Source organism: Sinomonas susongensis (assembly GCF_005877005.1).
In the GTDB taxonomy this organism is placed as follows: Bacteria; Actinomycetota; Actinomycetes; order Actinomycetales; family Micrococcaceae; genus Sinomonas; species Sinomonas susongensis.
In genome coordinates, this window is sequence record NZ_SSNH01000009.1 from 14,249 (window position 1) to 30,168 (window position 15,920).

The window sequence follows — 15,920 nt, forward strand, 5'->3', positions numbered from 1 at the left end:
CCAACCCGCGGGGACGCCGCCCCCCGCCCTCCGCGGGGGGGCGGCGCCTCCCGCGGGGGACGGCGCCGCCCGCCGTCGGTCTCTGTTAGCGGACGCCGACCTCTGGGAGGGCGGCTTGGCGCATCAGAGTGCTGAGGGTGCCTCGTGCTTGGGGTACACGCTGCGGAGGAGGTGGGCGGTTTCGGACGGCGTCTTGCCGACCTTGACGCCAGCGGCCTCGAGGGCCTCCTTCTTCGCCTGGGCCGTGCCGGAGGAGCCGGAGACGATGGCGCCGGCGTGGCCCATGGTCTTGCCCTCCGGGGCGGTGAAGCCGGCCACGTAGCCGACGACCGGCTTCGTGACGTTGTTCTTGATGAACTCGGCCGCGCGCTCCTCGGCGTCGCCGCCGATCTCGCCGATCATGACGATCGCCTTCGTCTCGGGGTCGGCCTCGAACGCCGCGAGGGCGTCGATGTGGGTCGTGCCGATGACGGGGTCGCCGCCGATTCCGATGGCGGTGGAGAAGCCGAGGTCACGGAGCTCGTACATCATCTGGTAGGTGAGCGTGCCGGACTTCGAGACGAGCCCGACGCCGCCCTTGCCCGTGATGTTCGCGGGGGTGATGCCGACGAGGGCCTCGCCCGGGGTGATGATGCCGGGGCAGTTCGGCCCGATGATGCGGGTGATCTGGTTGCCGTTGGAGTCCTTCTTGGACTGCGCAAGGGCCCAGAACTCGGCCGAGTCCTGCACCGGGACGCCCTCGGTGATGACGACGACGAGACCGATTTCGGACTCGATCGCCTCGACCACGGCGTCCTTCGTGAAGGCCGGGGGAACGAACACGATCGAGGTGTCCGCGCCGGTCTCGGCCATGGCCTCCTTGACGGAGCCGAAGACCGGGAGCTCGACCGGCGAGCCGTGCTGGTCGTCGTGCTTCACGGTGGTGCCGGCCTTGCGCGCGTTCACGCCGCCGACGACGTTGGTCCCCGCCGCGAGCATGCGCGCGGTGTGCTTGGAGCCCTCGCTGCCCGTGATGCCCTGGACGATGACCTTGTTGTTCTTGTTCAGGAAGATCGACATTTTGCGTCCCTTACTTCACGGAATTGGACGAGTTGGCGAGCTCGGCGGCCTTGTCGGCGCCCTGGTCCATGTTCTCGGCGAGGGTGACCAGCGGGTGGTTGGCCTCGTGCAGGATGCGGCGGCCCTCGTCGACGTTGTTGCCGTCAAGGCGGACCACGAGCGGCTTGTTCGCCGTGTCGCCGAGCTTGGAGAGGGCACCGACGATGCCGTTGGCGACGGCGTCGCACGCGGTGATGCCGCCGAACACGTTGACGAAGACGCTCTTGACCTGGTCGTCGCCGAGGATGATCGAGAGGCCGTTCGCCATGACCTCAGCCGAAGCGCCGCCCCCGATGTCGAGGAAGTTGGCCGGCTTGACGTTGCCGTGCTTCTCTCCGGCGTAGGCGACGACGTCGAGCGTGGACATCACCAGGCCCGCGCCGTTGCCGATGATGCCGACCTCGCCGTCGAGCTTGACGTAGTTGAGGTCGAGGGCCTTCGCCTTCGCCTCGAGCGGGTCCTCGGAATCCTTGTCCGCGAGCTCCTCGTGGTCCTTGTGGCGGAACGAGGCGTTCTCGTCGAGGGAGACCTTGCCGTCCAGCGCGACGATGTCGCCCGAACCGGTCTTGACGAGCGGGTTGACCTCGACGAGCGTGGCGTCCTCGCCCTTGAAGACGTCCCACAGCCTGACGATGACGTCGGCTACCTTCTCGCGCAGCTCCGGGGCGAAGCCAGCCGCTTCAACGATCTCGTTGGCCTTGGCCTGGTCGATGCCCGTAGCCGGGTCGACGGGGACCTTCGCGAGGGCGTCGGGGCGCTCGACCGCGAGCTGCTCGATCTCCATGCCGCCCTCGACCGAGCACATCGCGAGGTAGTTGCGGTTCGAACGGTCCAGCAGCACCGAGAAGTAGTACTCCTCGGCGATGTCCGCGCCCTGGGCGATCATGACCTTCTTGACCGTGTGGCCCTTGATGTCCATGCCGAGGATCTTCTGGGCGTGCTCGAAAGCCTCATCCGCGGACTTCGCGACCTTGACACCGCCGGCTTTCCCGCGGCCTCCGACCTTGACCTGCGCCTTGACGACGGTCACGCCGCCAATCTTCTCGGCGGCAGCCTTCGCTTCCTCAGGGGTATGCGCAACGATTCCGGCAAGCACGGGCACACCGTGTGCCTCGAACAGATCGCGCGCCTGATATTCAAACAGGTCCACGGTTCAGTGTCCTCTACGTCGAAGTAGTTCTGACTCGGAACAACCATGGTTCGCCGTTGGGAGCTCCCCGTCGGCGGGCCCAGTGCTCCAAGGGGAAACTTTAGCCCCTCACCATGGGAGCAGTCCCCCGGGGGCCCTTTTCGTGACCAACCGCACAGCTCTACATCGTGTAGAATTTAGGGCCCCGCTGAGCTGTCCGGCTTCTCCGCCGAACGCTCCAGCTTCTCCGCCGAACTCCCCGGGGGGGGGGGGGGGGACCCGGGCGAACCCGGGCGAGCGCCCCTCGAATCCCTCAGCTCACCTTGGTCAAGGGCGCGTAGCGCAGCAGGAGCCGCTTCTCCCCCACGGGGAACGTGACCTTCGCGACGGTCTTGTCCCCCGAGCCCTCGACGCCGATGACAGTCCCGTCGCCGAACGCCGTGTGGTTGACCTTGTCGCCGATGGCCACGGAGATGATCTCCTTCTGGGGCTGCACGCGGTTGGCCCGGACGGCGGCCGGGGGCGACGAGATCGCGTCGAACTGGGCATTCCGGCTTGAGCCCGAGCCCCAGTAGGAGCCCGAGTACCGTGACGAGAAACGATCCCCCGCAGTACCGACCGCCGGCGGCCGGGCAGAGCCCTCGCGCTTCCACTCGATGAGCTCGGCCGGCACCTCGCCGATGAACTGGCTCGCGGGGTAGTACTCGCTCTGTCCCCAGAGGCTGCGCACCTCCGAGCGGGTGAGGTAGAGCCGCTCGCGCGCCCTCGTCAGCCCGACGTAGGCGAGCCGCCGCTCCTCCGCGAGCTCGTCCGGATCGGTGGCCGACCGGCGGTGTGGGAACACCCCGTGCTCCATGCCGGTGAGGAATACGACGGGGAACTCGAGCCCCTTCGCAGTGTGGAGCGTCATGAGCGTGACGACCCCTTGGCGCTTGGCCTCGGCGACGGCGGCTTCGACCTCCTCCTGCGAGGCACCGGGCGCGTCGGGGATCTGGTCCGCGTCGGCCACGAGCGAGACCTGCTCGAGGAAGTCGGAGAGCGTTCCCTCCGGGTTGTCGCGCTCGTATTCGCGGACGACGGCGACGAGCTCGGCGAGGTTCTCGACGCGCGACTCGTCCTGGGGATCAGTCGAGTTGCGCAGCCCTGCGAGGTAACCCGTCTGTTCGAGCACGGCCTCGAGCGAGGCCACGGCTCCGGAACCGGCAGCCACGACGGCGAGGTCGTCGAGGAGCTTCACGAAGCCCTTGACGGCGTTGACCGAGCGGGTCGCCATGGCCGGAGCCTCATCGGCGCGACGCATCGCAGCCATGAACGGGATGCGGTCGCGCTCCGCGAGAGCGGCGAGTGCACCCTCCGCACGGTCCCCGATCCCCCGCTTCGGCTCGTTGAGCACGCGGCGCAGGTTGACGTCGTCGTCCGGGTTGACGAGGACCCGCAGGTAGGCGAGCGCGTCCTTGATCTCCTTGCGCTCGTAGAAGCGCGTGCCGCCGACGACCTTGTAGGGCAGGCCGACCCGCATCAGGATCTCTTCGAGGCTTCGGGACTGGGCGTTCGTGCGGTAGAAGACGGCGAAGTCGCCGGGCCGATAGTCGCCCGTGTCCACGAGCCGGTCGATCTCGCCGGCGATGAACCGGGCCTCCTCGTGCTCGTTCTCCGCGGCGTAGCCGATGATCTTCTCGCCGTGGCCCTCGGCCGTCCAGAGGGTCTTCTCGGGCCGGTTGGGATTGCGGGAGATGACGGCGTTCGCCGCCGAGAGGATGGTCTGGGTCGAGCGGTAGTTCTGCTCGAGCTTGATGGTCCGCGCGTTCGGGTAGTCCTTCTCGAACTCGACGATGTTGCGGATGTCGGCCCCGCGGAACGCGTAGATGGACTGGTCCGAATCTCCCACCACCGTGAGTTCCGAGGCTTCCGCGCCCTCGCCCACAAGCTCCCGCACGAGCGCGTACTGCGCGTGGTTCGTGTCCTGGTACTCGTCGACGAGCACATGGCGGAACCGGCGGCGATAACCCTCAGCAACGGCCGGGAACGCGCGGAACATGTACACCGTCTCCGCGATGAGGTCATCGAAGTCCATCGCATTCGACTGCCGCAGGCGCTGCGTGTAGCTCCGGTAGACCTCGGCCACGCCGGCCTCGAACGGGTCGTTCATGTTGGCGCGCGCCGAGAAGTCCTCGGCGTCGATGAGCTCGTTCTTGAGGGCCGAGATCTTGTGCTGGACCGCCTTCGGGGCAACCTTCTTGGGGTCGAGCTCGAGCGCCTTGTGGACGAGCGTGATGAGCCGCAGGGAATCGGCGGCGTCGTAGATCGAGAAGTTCGAGTTGAGGCCGACTGCGGAGGCCTCGCGGCGCAGGATCCGCACGCACGAGGAGTGGAACGTCGAGATCCACATCCGCTTCGCCCTGTCGCCGACGAGCGACTCGATGCGCTCGCGCATCTCGGCCGCGGCCTTGTTGGTGAACGTTATGGCGAGGATCTCGCCGTGGTGCGCCCGGCGGGTCGCGATGAGGTAGGCGATGCGGTGCGAGAGGACGCGGGTCTTCCCCGAGCCCGCGCCGGCGACGATGAGCAGCGGGCTTCCAGCATGCACGACTGCCTCGTGCTGCTGGGGGTTCAGCCCTTCGAGCAGCTGCTCGGCCCTGGCGTCGGGCAAGACGTCGCGGACCGGAGCCTCGACGTCGTCCGGTTCCTGCGCACCCCCGGGCGTGCCGGGCTTGGGCAGGTCAGCGTACGGGTCGAAGAGCATCTCCATGATGCTTCCATTTTAAGGCCGAGTCCCGACAGTTGTGGGCGCGGGCCCGACGGAGGGTCGTCCCGGGCGGATCACTGCGGGGCCTGATCCCCCTCGGGCGGCTTCCGGACACCGTAGCGGTGCCCTTCAGAGTCGGTCTGGACGTCGATCCCGTCGAGCTCGCGGGACTCCTTGAGGTCCTCGGGGTTGTGGCCGTGGCTCGTGTCCTCGCGCAGGTCCCGATGCGCCGCGGGACCGTAGACGCTCCGCAGGTGCCCCATCGTCCTCATGAAGTGGCCGAGCCGCGAGTGCGGAGCCCCGGGCTCGTGCCGCAGCTCCGCGCGATCGACCTTCGCGTGGTGCGGCGCCGCATCCTTCGGATACCCGGACTCGCCCGATGCGGCCCCTCCAGTCTGGCCACTGCCGTTCTGGCCACTGCCGTTCTGGCCAGTCTGCACGTGGCGCCCGCCTTCAGCCCTGGACTCGCTCATGGTTCCTCCATCCTCTCCAAACGCCCCGGCGCTCTCCATTCCGGCAAGCTCGGAATCCCGCAGCTCAATCCGTCGTCGCCTCGACAGTCTCGCTGCTCTCGAACACCTCGCCCAGGAGCCCCAGAATCCGGTTCCTCGCCGCGAGCAGCTCGACCAGGATCCCTTCGAGGCGCTCGGCAATGCGGGCCTGGAGCCAATCGCGCGCGTAGACGGCGAGCGGTTCGTACGCCGCGACCGATCCGTAGAGGACTTCGAGCGCCAACGGCAGCACGGCAAGGTCGAGGATCGACTTGTCCGTCTTGCGCAGCACGGTGTTCGCCTCGTGGTTCAGGCCGTCGGCGGTGTGCACCGCGGGCACGGCGACGTTCCGCTCGAGGTCGGCGAAGATGTCCTCGACGACGGCGGCGTGGAGGCGGGCATCCTCCTGGAGGTCCCTCATGAGGGCGGCAACGGCCCGTCGCTGGGCGTTCTGCTCGAGTGTCCCGAGCGTCACGATGGCCCTGCGGCTCGTGCCGCGTGCGACGCCCAGACGGTACACGAAGAGCTCGTGGGCTTCGGTGAAGTATTCGAACACAGCGCGACCTCGCTTTCCGCGGACCTGCGCACCACGGACGCCAAGGCAGCGGCCGTGCCGAGCAGTCCTGCCTCAATTTTCCCGCGGAGCGGAGAGTGCGGCAACGCCCGGCGCGGCCGGAGGCCTCAGGCGTCAGCGCTGCGCTGCTGCTCCGCGATGTCGGCCGGATCGGCCTCGACGACCGCGTCCTCGTCGTCGATCACGACGTCCTCCTCGTCCCACACCGGCAGATCTGGCTCCACCGAGTAGTCGAGCGACGGGTCCTCGTCTTCGCTGAGGCTGCGGACCGGATCCTGGTTTTCGATACTGGCCATGATGCCCCTCCTAGCGATCGCTGACTGGGTCTTTCCAGCACAGCATTGCTTGCGGGATGGGTCAAGGCCGCCGCGGGTCAGGCGAATTGCACCTCGGCGAGCGCCGTGAGGATCTCGCCGACGGCCGTCGGCCCTCCTGCGACAAACCACGTGAGCCCGTTGACGACGACGGTACCGGTCGTTCCGCCGGCGGCCCCGAGGATGGCCTTGCCCGGCAGCCAGTCCCATTGCGGGCAGGAGTGCTGGAACCAGGCTCCGATCTCCCCCTGGGCGACTCGGGCCAGGTCGCACGAGCCGGAACCGAGGATGCGGATGGAGGCGGCCTTGACCGCGGCGTTGTGCCAGGGCATCGCGGAGAGCGGCTGCTCGAGCCAGCGGGGCTGGATCGAGGTGGCGGTGCCGAGCAGTGCCAGCGGGGCGTCCGCGGGACCGGCGAGCGGCTCGCCGTTGAGGGTCGCCGGCACCCCCTTCCCGCCGACCCAGAGCTTCTCCTCCTGCGGCTGGAAGATCGCGCCGAGGACGACGTCGGGGTCGGCCTCGGTCGTCGCGGCCTCGCCCCTGAGCGCGATGGCAGAGCACCAGTAGTGCGAGCCTGAGAAGAAGTTGAACGTTCCGTCGACGGGGTCGATCACCCACGTGCGCCCGGACGACGAGGGTATCGAGGCGCCCTCCTCGCCGAAGACGCCGTCGTCGGGGCGGCATCGCTGCAGCTGCTCGACGACGTACGCCTCCGCCGCCTTGTCCGCGGCGGTGACGATGTCGGAGACCGAGGTCTTCCGCTCGGCCGAGAGCCCGTCCGTCCGCATCCGCAGGGCGAGGCCGCCGGCGTTGCGGACGAGGGCGGCCGCGAGGGCGGCGTCGTCGAGGGCAGGGTCCAAGGCCAGGTCTTCCGTCAACTGGGGCACCCCTCCAGCCTAGCGATAATGGAATCATGTCCAAGACCCCCGCCCAACGCGCCCGCAAGCATGGCGAGAGGGCCGCCGTCGCTCCCTCGGGGCACCAAGGCGACACCCGCATTCCCGCCCCCCAGACGACGAGCGCCCATCCGGGGGATGGCAACCCGAGGCTGATCATCATCGCCGCCCTCGGTGCCACGCTCTTCATGTTCTGGTACTTCCACCTGCTGACGCTCACGCAGATGACGCAGCTCAGCAACGGCCTCGCCATGCCCGACTCGCTCATCGGCGGCTTCTCGAGCGGCTACGTCCAGCAGCTCCGCGGAGCCTTGAACTCCGATGCCCTGGGCCAGCTCAGCTACGTCCACAAGACGGCTGGGACGATCTTCGTCGTCGTCTTCAGCCTGACGTTCCTCCTCGTCTTCGGGGCATGGGCCAGGTCCCGGGCGGTTCGCCGGGCGGGCTTCGCGGGAGTCCTGCTGTTCGCCGTCGTGAGCATCTGGGGGCAGATCGCGATCGACGACGCCCTCGGCGCGCACGCGTTCGACGCGGGCCTCGCCGCCCTTGCCTCGGTGCTCGTGGTGCTCGGGTGGGTGCTGTTCGTCGTAGTCGTGCTGGGAGGCGGCGCCGTCGCCCTGCTCAACTGGCAGCGGAAGAAGGACGCGCAGCCCGCAGACGCCTGATCTCGGTCCTCTGGCGCCGCGCACCCGCGAAGACCACGGCGCCCATTGCCGCTATGCCGAACGTGATCGGGTAGGCCATGAAGCGTTCGAGCAGGCCTGGTTCGGGCACGTGGAGTCGCGTCGCGGCGCCGATGGCCGTAGAGACGAGCGAGATCAGCCCGAGTCCCAGAACCGCCCAGCCCGCGCGCGTGTGCGCGAGCCACTGCGCGCCCAGGACGACGAGGGCGAGCGAGGCACCGCCGAAGTAGAACCCCGCTCCCGTGAGGTGCAGCGCGTCGATCGAATCCTCCGGGACGAGGCCGACGACGACGAGTCCCGCACCTGCCGCGGCGAGCAGGACGCGGACGGCGGTCGTCGCCGTGAGCCCCTTCGGGGAGGGAACGTCGGGCCGAGCGGCGACCCCGAGCACGGTGGAGGTGATGAGCACCGCCGCCAGGAGCATGCCGAGGCCCTGCAGGACGAACGAGCCGTTCATGAGCCAGTTGAGCGGGGAGCACACTTCCCTGCCCGAGTGGATTCCGCAGTGGAGCGCCCCGAGGTCGCTGATGAAATTCGCCGTCGGGCTGTAGGGAGCGGGCCCGGCCCAGTGGAGCGCGACAACGAACTCGGCCGCGAAGAACTGGACGACGCTCACGGCCGACCATGCGCCGAGGTAGTGCCGGACGTCCGCCGGGGCGGGGAAGGTCTGCCGGGAGCGCATGAGGCCACACTAGCCAGCGCCGCCGGGGAGGTGGCGGAACCCGGCGCGGGAAAACGATATGCTAGAGAGCGTGCCCGGGCACCCGGGCCCAAGGCCCCCGTAGCTCAGTAGGATAGAGCGGCCCTCTCCTAAAGGGCAGGCCATCGGTTCGATTCCGGTCGGGGGCACTTGTCGTATTCAGTCCCGGATCTGTCCGCCTACCTGAGCGGCGTATGGACGGTCGAACGGACCCTCGTCGACCGTGCGACCGGTGCCCGGGGCACGTTCTCCGGGACCGTCACCTTCGGCCCTCCCGAAACCGCGGGCGACGACGGCGCCCTCCTCCAGCGTGAGAGCGGCCGCCTCCGCTGGGGGCAGCACGAGGCCAAGGCGACGCGCGAATACGTCTGGCGCCCGACCGCTTCGCCTGACACCATGGACGTCTTCTTCCCCGACGGGCGCTTCTTCCACACCGTGCGCCTGGGCGCAGTTCGGCCGGGCGCGGGCGATGGCGGCGACCAGGGTCCTAGGTGGCAGGCCGAGCACTGGTGCGCGCCGGACGACTACCGGGTCGCCTACACGGTGCTCGGACCGGATGAGCTGCAGTACGAGTGGGATGTCCGGGGCCCCCGGAAGGACCAGCTCCTCACCACCAGGCTGCGGCGCGACGTCGGCAGGGTCGGCGGCCACCCCTCCCGCTGAATCTCAGACGTTCTTGTTGAAGACGTCCAGGCCGAAGCGGTTGAGCCCCGGCGTGTTCGCGTACCCGAGGTACGGGAGATGGAAGAGGTCCTCGATGCTCGCGAGGAGGCTGTAGTGGTTGTACGGCGTTGTCGACCACGTGCCACCCGCCGTGGACGGCGAGAGAACGAGCGTCCCGACCCGGCCCCCGCCCATTCCCGCGATTCCCGGCAAGGGAGCATTCGGGCCCGGGCCCTCGCCGCAGCACGCCGTCGAATCCTGCTGCGGGCTGTCCGACTCGTCGAACGTGATGACGAGCACGCCGTCCTGCTTGAAGGCCGGGGAACCGGTGATGACCGGGACCCACTGCTTGAGCCACGCATCGGCCGAGACGAGTCCGCCCGGCTCGCCGTCGACGCATGGCGAATCGTGGCCGTCGTGGCAGAGGTTCGGAGTGATGAAGGAGACGTCCGGGGTGGACGAGACTGACGCCACGTCGTGCGTGAGGGCCGAAAGGTCGACGTCGTTCGTGGCGCACGACGGCGAGCCTGTGATGCCCGCGAAGTACACGAAGGGGTTGTGCCGCGCGGCGTACTGGTCGCCGACGCGCGCCTTCTGGGTGTCGTCCACTGCGCCGAGCTGGGGATGTCGGCAGGCGGTTCCCATGTCCTCCATGTAGCCCTTCCAGGACTTCCCCGCCCCTGCGAGCTGGTCCGCGAGCGTCGGCACGCCCGTCGGGTAGACGCAGCCGCTGCCTACGGCTTGGCCCGGCGAGACGGTTCCCGTCTGGGCGAACGGGGTGTAGCTTTGGCAGTCCGCCTGCGTCTGGTCGTTGGGGCCCTGGCCGGAGATCTCGGCGATGTAGTTGTCGAGGGAGTTGTGCCCGATGCCGTAGTACGAGTTCAGGAGCACTCCCTGCGAGCGCAGCGTCTGGGAGAGATAGGGCGCCTGCGAGCCGGAGCCCCACGTTTCGTCGTAGCCCTTGTTCTCGAGATTGACAACGAACACGTGGGCGGTCGGCGGAAGGTACTGCGGCGTCTTGGACGCGGCGGTCGCCTGCCCGAAGCCTCCGCGGAGGAGCCCTGCCGCGACGAGGAGGATCACGGCGACGGCGGCAAGGACGATGGCGGGCACGCGCCGCCGTGGCACGGCGAGGAGGGGGAGGCGGTTCATGCGAGGTTCCATCCTTCCGCGACGGCCTTCGTCTTGAGGGGTGTCCATTCGTCCTCGGGGTCGCCGCCGGGGAGGGGCGTACACGCCGGACCCGCCACGAACGGCGGAACGGTGAAGGCCGGCGCCGAGAGGTTCGGCGCCGCCGAGAAGTCGAGGACCTGAGCAATGTTGCTCGCGTTCGCGTCTCGCGGGGTGAGCGCCGGAAGGCCCCAGCGCCACTCGATCGCCTTGAGCACCGACGTGTGGTCGTAGACTCCGGACGCGACCGAGCCCCGCCGGGCGTAGGGCGAGACGACGAGGGCTGGCACGCGGAAGCCGCGCAGGGCGGTCGTCTGGCTCACATCGGGGGCCGTCGATGGTGCCACGTGGTCGAAGAAGCCGCCCCACTCGTCGAAGTTCACGACGAGGAGCGTTCTCGACCAGGCGGGCGACGTCGTGACGGCGTGGTAGATCTCGTTCAGGAACAGCTCGCCGGAGCGGACGTCGGCGTGGGGGTGGTCGTCCCCGGAAGTGCCGGAGCTCTCGTCGGTGAACCTCGGATCGACGAAGCTCACCGAGGGAAGGGTGCCCGCCGCACAGTCGCTGAGGAACTGGGCGTAGGGCGACGAGATCGGGAGGTACTTCGTGCCCCACAGCGCGAGGAACGGTACGTCGGAGTAGTAGTACTTGCCGGTCACGCCGGCGGAGGACAGGCGGTCCCAGATCGTGGGCATGGTGGCCGTCACGGTGGAGTTGTGGAGCCGGTCCGTCTGGGCCGCGTGCTGGTAGAAGCGATTGGGGTAGGTCTCGGCCATGACGGCGGCGTAGTAGTTGTCGCACACCGTCCAAGCGGGCGCGGCCTGGGCGAAGAACGCGAGATCGGCCGACGTGTAGTAGCCCACCGCGAACTCGTCGTTGTCCCCTGCACGGAGCCAGCCGTCGCACTTTCCGTTGTTGAACTCGATCCGTCCGCCCTCGTAGGAGTGGTCGGGGTCGGGGTGGCTGCAGCCCTGGTAGTCCGTGAGGTGATGGGTGCCGTGCGGTACCCCGTAGCGGTCGATGTAGGTGAGGCCGGCCTGCCGGCCGTTGGCGCCGGGGAGCCAGCCGAGGAAATGGTCGAAGGACCTGTTCTCCATCATCACGACGACGATGTGGTCGATCCCGGATGCGCCCGGGGCGGGCAGCGGCGCCTGCGCGGCGCTGCGGGCAGTCTGCGGCACCGCGCCGGGGAGGGCGGCTGCGCCGGCAGCTGCCACCGTTGCGGCGGAGAGGAAGTTGCGGCGGGAGATGCTCACGGCCCCTAAACCTACCGGCTAGTAGAACCTGCCGGGCGGGATGTCACCGAGCGTTCACCCGGAATTCGCGTGCCTGACCGAATGTGCCGTGACCCCATGTGCCGTCAGGCGCGACGGCGGGCCGTGAGCGCGGGGACGACATGGTCGGTCAGAAGCGGGGCGAGGTCTCCCGGAAGCTCGGCAGCGAGGTCGAGCCATCGGAGTTCGGCGATCTCCGCCGAGGCATGGACCCTCGAGGGCTCGTAGGTGCCCGGCGCCGTGAACACCGTGGCCTCGATGTCCGTCCCAGCCTCGTTGGCCGCGCGGGCGATCCAGAAGCCCATCGGTTCGAGCTCCTCTGCCGCCACCGCGATCCCGACCTCCTCGGCGAGCTCTCTGCTCGCAGCCTCTGCCGGGCTCTCGCCCGCCTCCGGCTTGCCGCCCGGATGCATGAAGCGGTGTGTCCCGCGCTTGCGCACGGTCAGCAGTCGGCCGTCCGGCGAGAAGACGCAGACGGCAGAAACCACGATGGGAGGAACCACTCCGCGAGCCTATCGCGGGGCGGGCCCTCTCCCTCAGCGGGCGACGTCGAGCCCGGAGTCTTCGGCGACGGCGACGGCCTGGGCGAACTGGGTGTTGTAGAGCTCGGCGTACCGGCCCTCGGCCGCGAGCAGGTCCGCGTGCGTCCCCCGCTCCACGATGCGCCCGTCCTCGACGACGAGGATCTGGTCGGCAGCCCGGATCGTCGAGAGGCGGTGGGCGATGACGAGGGCGGTGCGTCCCGCGAGGGCCTCCGTGAGGGCAGCCTGGACAGCCGCCTCGTTCGTCGAGTCGAGCGAAGCGGTCGCCTCATCGAGGATCACGACGCGGGGCTGGGCGAGCAGGAGGCGGGCGATCGTGAGGCGCTGGCGCTCGCCGCCCGAGAGCCGGTATCCGCGCTCCCCCACGACGGTCTCGAGGCCGTCGGGCAACGACCGGACCATGCCGTCCAGCCGGGCCCGCCGAAGGGCGTCCCAGATTTCGTCGTCCGTGGCGACCGGAGCGGCGAGTCGCAGGTTGGCCGCGATCGATTCATGCAGGAGGTGGCCGTCCTGGGTCACCATGCCCACTGTGCGCCGGAGCGAGGCGAACGTCGTGTCCCGGACGTCGACCCCGCCGATCCGGACCGCCCCGGAGTCGACGTCGTACAGGCGCGCGATGAGCTGCGCCGTCGTCGACTTCCCGGCGCCCGAGGAACCGACGAGCGCTACCGTCTGCCCCGGCTCGACGGCGAACGAGAGCCCGTGGAGGACCTGTTCGCCCCCGCGGGTGTCGAGTACGGCCACCTCTTCGAGCGAGGCGAGCGAGACCTTGTCCGCGGACGGATACGAGAACCGGACGTCGTCGAACTCGACCGAGACGGGGCCGTCCGGGAGTGGGCGGGCCGAGTCCTTCTCGCGGATGAGGGGGACAAGGTCGAGCACTTCGAAGACCCGCTCGAAGCTCACGAGCGCGCTCATGACGTCGACGCGGGCGTTCGAGAGGGAGGTGATGGGCGCGTAGAGCTTGGTGAGCAGCAGCGCGAGCACGACGACGTCGCCCGCCGCCATCTGCCCGCTCACCGCGAGCGCGCCGCCGACCCCATAGACGAGGGCGAGGGCGAGCGAGGAGACGAGCGTGAGCGACGTGATGAAAGCGAACGCGAGGACGGTGCTGCGGACGCCGATGTCCCGCACGCGCGTCGCCTTCGCGGCGAACTCGGCCGACTCCTCGTCCGGGCGGCCGAAGAGCTTGATGAGGGTCGCTCCCGGCGCCGAGAACCGCTCCGTCATCTGATTGCCCATCGCGGCGTTGTACGCGGCCGCCTCGCGTCGCATCTCGGCGATCTTCGTGCCCATGCGGCGCGCGGGGAACAGGAAGAGCGGCAGCAGGAGGAGCGAGAGGAGCGTGACGAGCCACGACTTCTGGAGCATGACGGCGACCGTCAGGATGAGCGAGACGCTGTTGCTCACGACGCCGCTGAGCGTGCCGGCGAACGCCGACTGGGCGCCGATGACGTCGTTGTTGAGCCGGCTCACGAGGGCGCCCGTCCGCGTCCGCATGAAGAACGCAATCGGCATCTTCTGGACGTGGTCGAAGACGGCGCGGCGCAGGTCGAGGATCACGCCCTCGCCGATGAGCGAGGACATCCACCGGGAGAGCAGGCTGAAGCCGGCGTCGGCGACCGCGAGGAGGGCGATGAGGACCGCGAGGAAGACGACGGGGCCGAGGCCCGAACGCGCGACGATCGAATCGACGACCTGCCCCGCGAGGACCGGGGTGGCCACGGACGCGATGGCGTCGAGGATCGAGACGACGACGAAGACGAGGATGCGCCAGCGGTACGGCCTTGCGAACCGGAGGACCCGCTTGAGGGTGGCCCTGGTAAAGGGATTGGACCCGTCCTTCGCCTTGCCCATGGCGTGCATGTAGCTCCACGCCGCCCGGTCCATGCTCATGCGCCGGTCACCGCCTTTCCGTGCCTTGTCAGGATAGGCCCGGACGCGGATCCCTCACACAAGTGAAGCGCCCGCCGGCTCGCGATTGGGGGGTGCGCGAGCCGGCGGGCCTGAATTCAGCATAGATCACCCTGCGGCGGTCGTAAAATCAGACTCGGCCGACACGCCGTCTGCCCCGGGAGCCGCCCGACCTGACCAGAAAGGTGCTGAATGTCCGTCTCCGCCGTCGCGTTCCAGCGCTGGATCAGCCAGCTGGCGCCCGGGTCGAGCACGGCTGACGTGTGCCGCCAGTCGGGCGTCAAGCGGAGCACCCTTGCCCAGCAGCTCGTGCGGGGGAAGGTCGCGGAGACGACCGTCGTCGCCGTCGCGCGGGCGTACGGGCGAAACCCCGTACTGGGCCTCGCGGAGTTCGACCAGTACCGCGAGCTGGCAGTGAGCGTCGCGCCGCCGACGGACGCGGAGGTCCTGAGCCAGACCCCGACGGCGCGCCTCCTCCAGGAGCTCCTCGTGCGGGTGGGCGCCCAGCCGGCCGGCCCCGCACCGGCGGTCCCGGCGGACGAGGGCTTGGGCGAGCGGCCCGCGGTGAGGCAGTGGGTCGAGGCGATCGACGACGGCGAACTCCGGCACCGCGTGAGCCTCGCCGCGGGCATCGCCCCGCAGAACTACTCGGCGCAGCTGAGCGCGAACCGGCTCACGCCCGAGCTGGCGGTCCGGACAGCGCGGGAGGCCGGCGTCGGGCTCCGCAACGGCCTCGTCGTGACCGGGCTCGTCACGGCTGACGAAGCCGGGTGGCCGCCGTCGGCAGTCCAGGACGCCCTCGGGCGGCTGAGCGACGCCGAGCTGACGCTGCTCGCGTCGGAGCGCCTCGCCGTGCTGGGCCGCTCGCTCAAGCGCCAGGAACACGACGAGCGGGCCGCCCGGCGAGCATGGGACCATCTAGCGTGATCTGGCTACAGTGGGCGACCTGCGCGGTCGTCACGATCCTCCTGCTGACGCGGCTTCCCGCGTTCCTGCACGGCCACAACCGACTCATGTTCTGGCTCATGACACTGCTGGATCTCGCAGTCCTGCTGAGCATCGAGGGCCCCTACCTCGCCGTCGATCGCCTGCTCGGGGGCCACAACATGGCGAACCTCATCCTCCGCTTCGTCATCTACGGCTTCGTCCTCCTGCTCGGCGTTCGAGTGGCCCGGGCGTTCTCGGGCTACCGGGCGGAGCGCGCGCTCCTCGGGCCGTTCGGGCTCGGGCTGCTCGCCGCGTCGAGCGCAGTCCTCGTGGCCTCCTTCGTGCTTTCCGACGTGACCACCTCGCGCGTCGGGTTCAACACGCCCGACCTCGAACTGTGGCCGGCGGTCTACGGCACGATGGGACGGATCTACCCGACGTTCACGGGCATCGTGCTGCTTCCGGTCCTCGCCTCGACGGTGCGGCGCCCCGGCCCGCCCCTCCTGAGGTGGGCCGCCGCGTTCCTCGGCCTCGGCTACGTGGACCTCGCCGTCTCGAACATCATCACTGTCCTTCCGAAGGAGGACCTGTGGCTCTCGCAGAGCATCAACTACAGCACCATCCTGCTGATCTGCGTCGGCCTGGCGCTCGTGTGGGTGTCGTCGGTCCTGGGCAAGGCGCGCTCGCGCAACTTTGTCGGCGCCGACGAAAAAAATCCACACACTTGATGAATAGGTTCACATATTCATTACTCTGTGTGAGAATCATGGATGTGTGAACGCGGCCGTCAGGGGGATGG

Annotated in this window: 16 protein-coding genes and 1 tRNA gene; 5 read left to right on the forward strand and 12 right to left on the reverse strand. The window is 69.1% G+C overall.

Features of this window, described 5'->3' with window-relative positions; translation table 11 throughout:
• Positions 1-123 precede the first annotated feature (123 nt).
• From sucD to E6A21_RS12895, 7 genes are all read right to left on the reverse strand, one after another.
• Positions 124-1,059, reverse strand: coding sequence for a succinate--CoA ligase subunit alpha (gene sucD / locus E6A21_RS12865; protein ID WP_138444561.1), 936 nt, complete (start codon positions 1,057-1,059; stop codon positions 124-126).
• A gap of 10 nt (positions 1,060-1,069) precedes the next feature.
• The gene (gene sucC, locus E6A21_RS12870; protein ID WP_138444562.1) at positions 1,070-2,248 is read right to left on the reverse strand and encodes an ADP-forming succinate--CoA ligase subunit beta; all 1,179 of its coding nucleotides are present in this window, start codon (positions 2,246-2,248) and stop codon (positions 1,070-1,072) included.
• Positions 2,249-2,540: 292 nt separating this feature from the next.
• The gene (gene pcrA, locus E6A21_RS12875; protein ID WP_138444563.1) at positions 2,541-4,976 is read right to left on the reverse strand and encodes a DNA helicase PcrA; all 2,436 of its coding nucleotides are present in this window, start codon (positions 4,974-4,976) and stop codon (positions 2,541-2,543) included.
• Positions 4,977-5,047: 71 nt separating this feature from the next.
• On the reverse strand, positions 5,048-5,446 hold the full coding sequence (locus tag E6A21_RS12880) for a hypothetical protein (RefSeq protein WP_138444564.1): 399 nt from the start codon (positions 5,444-5,446) through the stop codon (positions 5,048-5,050).
• 64 nt (positions 5,447-5,510) lie between these two features.
• Positions 5,511-6,020 carry a DUF892 family protein gene (locus E6A21_RS12885; RefSeq protein ID WP_138444565.1) on the reverse strand — a complete coding sequence of 170 codons (510 nt, stop codon included), beginning with the start codon at positions 6,018-6,020 and terminating at the stop codon, positions 5,511-5,513.
• Positions 6,021-6,145: 125 nt separating this feature from the next.
• A complete protein-coding gene (locus E6A21_RS12890) occupies positions 6,146-6,334 on the reverse strand; it encodes a hypothetical protein (RefSeq protein ID WP_138444566.1) in 189 nt (62 codons plus the stop codon).
• A gap of 77 nt (positions 6,335-6,411) precedes the next feature.
• Positions 6,412-7,230: an inositol monophosphatase family protein gene (locus E6A21_RS12895; RefSeq protein ID WP_281281579.1), complete on the reverse strand. Its 819-nt coding sequence runs from the start codon at positions 7,228-7,230 to the stop codon at positions 6,412-6,414.
• A gap of 35 nt (positions 7,231-7,265) precedes the next feature.
• On the opposite strand from E6A21_RS12895, the gene E6A21_RS12900 reads away from it, so the two are divergent.
• Positions 7,266-7,913, forward strand: a complete 648-nt coding sequence (locus E6A21_RS12900) for a hypothetical protein (protein WP_138444567.1) — start codon at positions 7,266-7,268, stop codon at positions 7,911-7,913.
• On the opposite strand, the gene E6A21_RS12905 is transcribed toward E6A21_RS12900, so the two are convergent.
• The gene (locus tag E6A21_RS12905) at positions 7,870-8,613 is read right to left on the reverse strand and encodes a DUF998 domain-containing protein (protein ID WP_138444568.1); all 744 of its coding nucleotides are present in this window, start codon (positions 8,611-8,613) and stop codon (positions 7,870-7,872) included. The two genes, E6A21_RS12900 and E6A21_RS12905, sit on opposite strands and share 44 nt — an antisense overlap.
• Before the next feature lie 93 nt (positions 8,614-8,706).
• On the opposite strand from E6A21_RS12905, the gene E6A21_RS12910 reads away from it, so the two are divergent.
• Together E6A21_RS12910 and E6A21_RS12915 are read left to right on the forward strand one after the other, a co-directional pair.
• Positions 8,707-8,780 (forward strand) — tRNA-Arg (locus E6A21_RS12910).
• Between the two features lies 1 nt (position 8,781).
• Entirely contained in the window at positions 8,782-9,294 is a 513-nt protein-coding gene (locus E6A21_RS12915) for a DUF6314 family protein (protein ID WP_138444569.1), read from the forward strand.
• Between the two features lie 3 nt (positions 9,295-9,297).
• On the opposite strand, the gene E6A21_RS12920 is transcribed toward E6A21_RS12915, so the two are convergent.
• From E6A21_RS12920 to E6A21_RS12935, 4 genes are all read right to left on the reverse strand, one after another.
• Positions 9,298-10,446: an alkaline phosphatase family protein gene (locus tag E6A21_RS12920; protein ID WP_138444570.1), complete on the reverse strand. Its 1,149-nt coding sequence runs from the start codon at positions 10,444-10,446 to the stop codon at positions 9,298-9,300.
• Positions 10,443-11,720, reverse strand: coding sequence for an alkaline phosphatase family protein (locus E6A21_RS12925; RefSeq protein WP_138444571.1), 1,278 nt, complete (start codon positions 11,718-11,720; stop codon positions 10,443-10,445). The genes E6A21_RS12920 and E6A21_RS12925 overlap by 4 nt, the downstream gene beginning before the upstream one ends.
• Before the next feature lie 104 nt (positions 11,721-11,824).
• Complete coding sequence (locus tag E6A21_RS12930; protein WP_138444572.1) at positions 11,825-12,241, reverse strand: NUDIX hydrolase; 417 nt, start codon at positions 12,239-12,241, stop codon at positions 11,825-11,827.
• A 33-nt stretch (positions 12,242-12,274) separates the two neighbouring features.
• Positions 12,275-14,176 (reverse strand): ABC transporter ATP-binding protein, encoded by a 1,902-nt coding sequence (locus tag E6A21_RS12935; protein ID WP_138444573.1) that lies wholly within the window; start codon positions 14,174-14,176, stop codon positions 12,275-12,277.
• A gap of 210 nt (positions 14,177-14,386) precedes the next feature.
• On the opposite strand from E6A21_RS12935, the gene E6A21_RS12940 reads away from it, so the two are divergent.
• Positions 14,387-15,121 (forward strand): hypothetical protein, encoded by a 735-nt coding sequence (locus E6A21_RS12940; protein WP_138444574.1) that lies wholly within the window; start codon positions 14,387-14,389, stop codon positions 15,119-15,121.
• Positions 15,118-15,849: a hypothetical protein gene (locus E6A21_RS12945; protein ID WP_138444575.1), complete on the forward strand. Its 732-nt coding sequence runs from the start codon at positions 15,118-15,120 to the stop codon at positions 15,847-15,849. The genes E6A21_RS12940 and E6A21_RS12945 overlap by 4 nt, the downstream gene beginning before the upstream one ends.
• Positions 15,850-15,920: the final 71 nt, after the last annotated feature.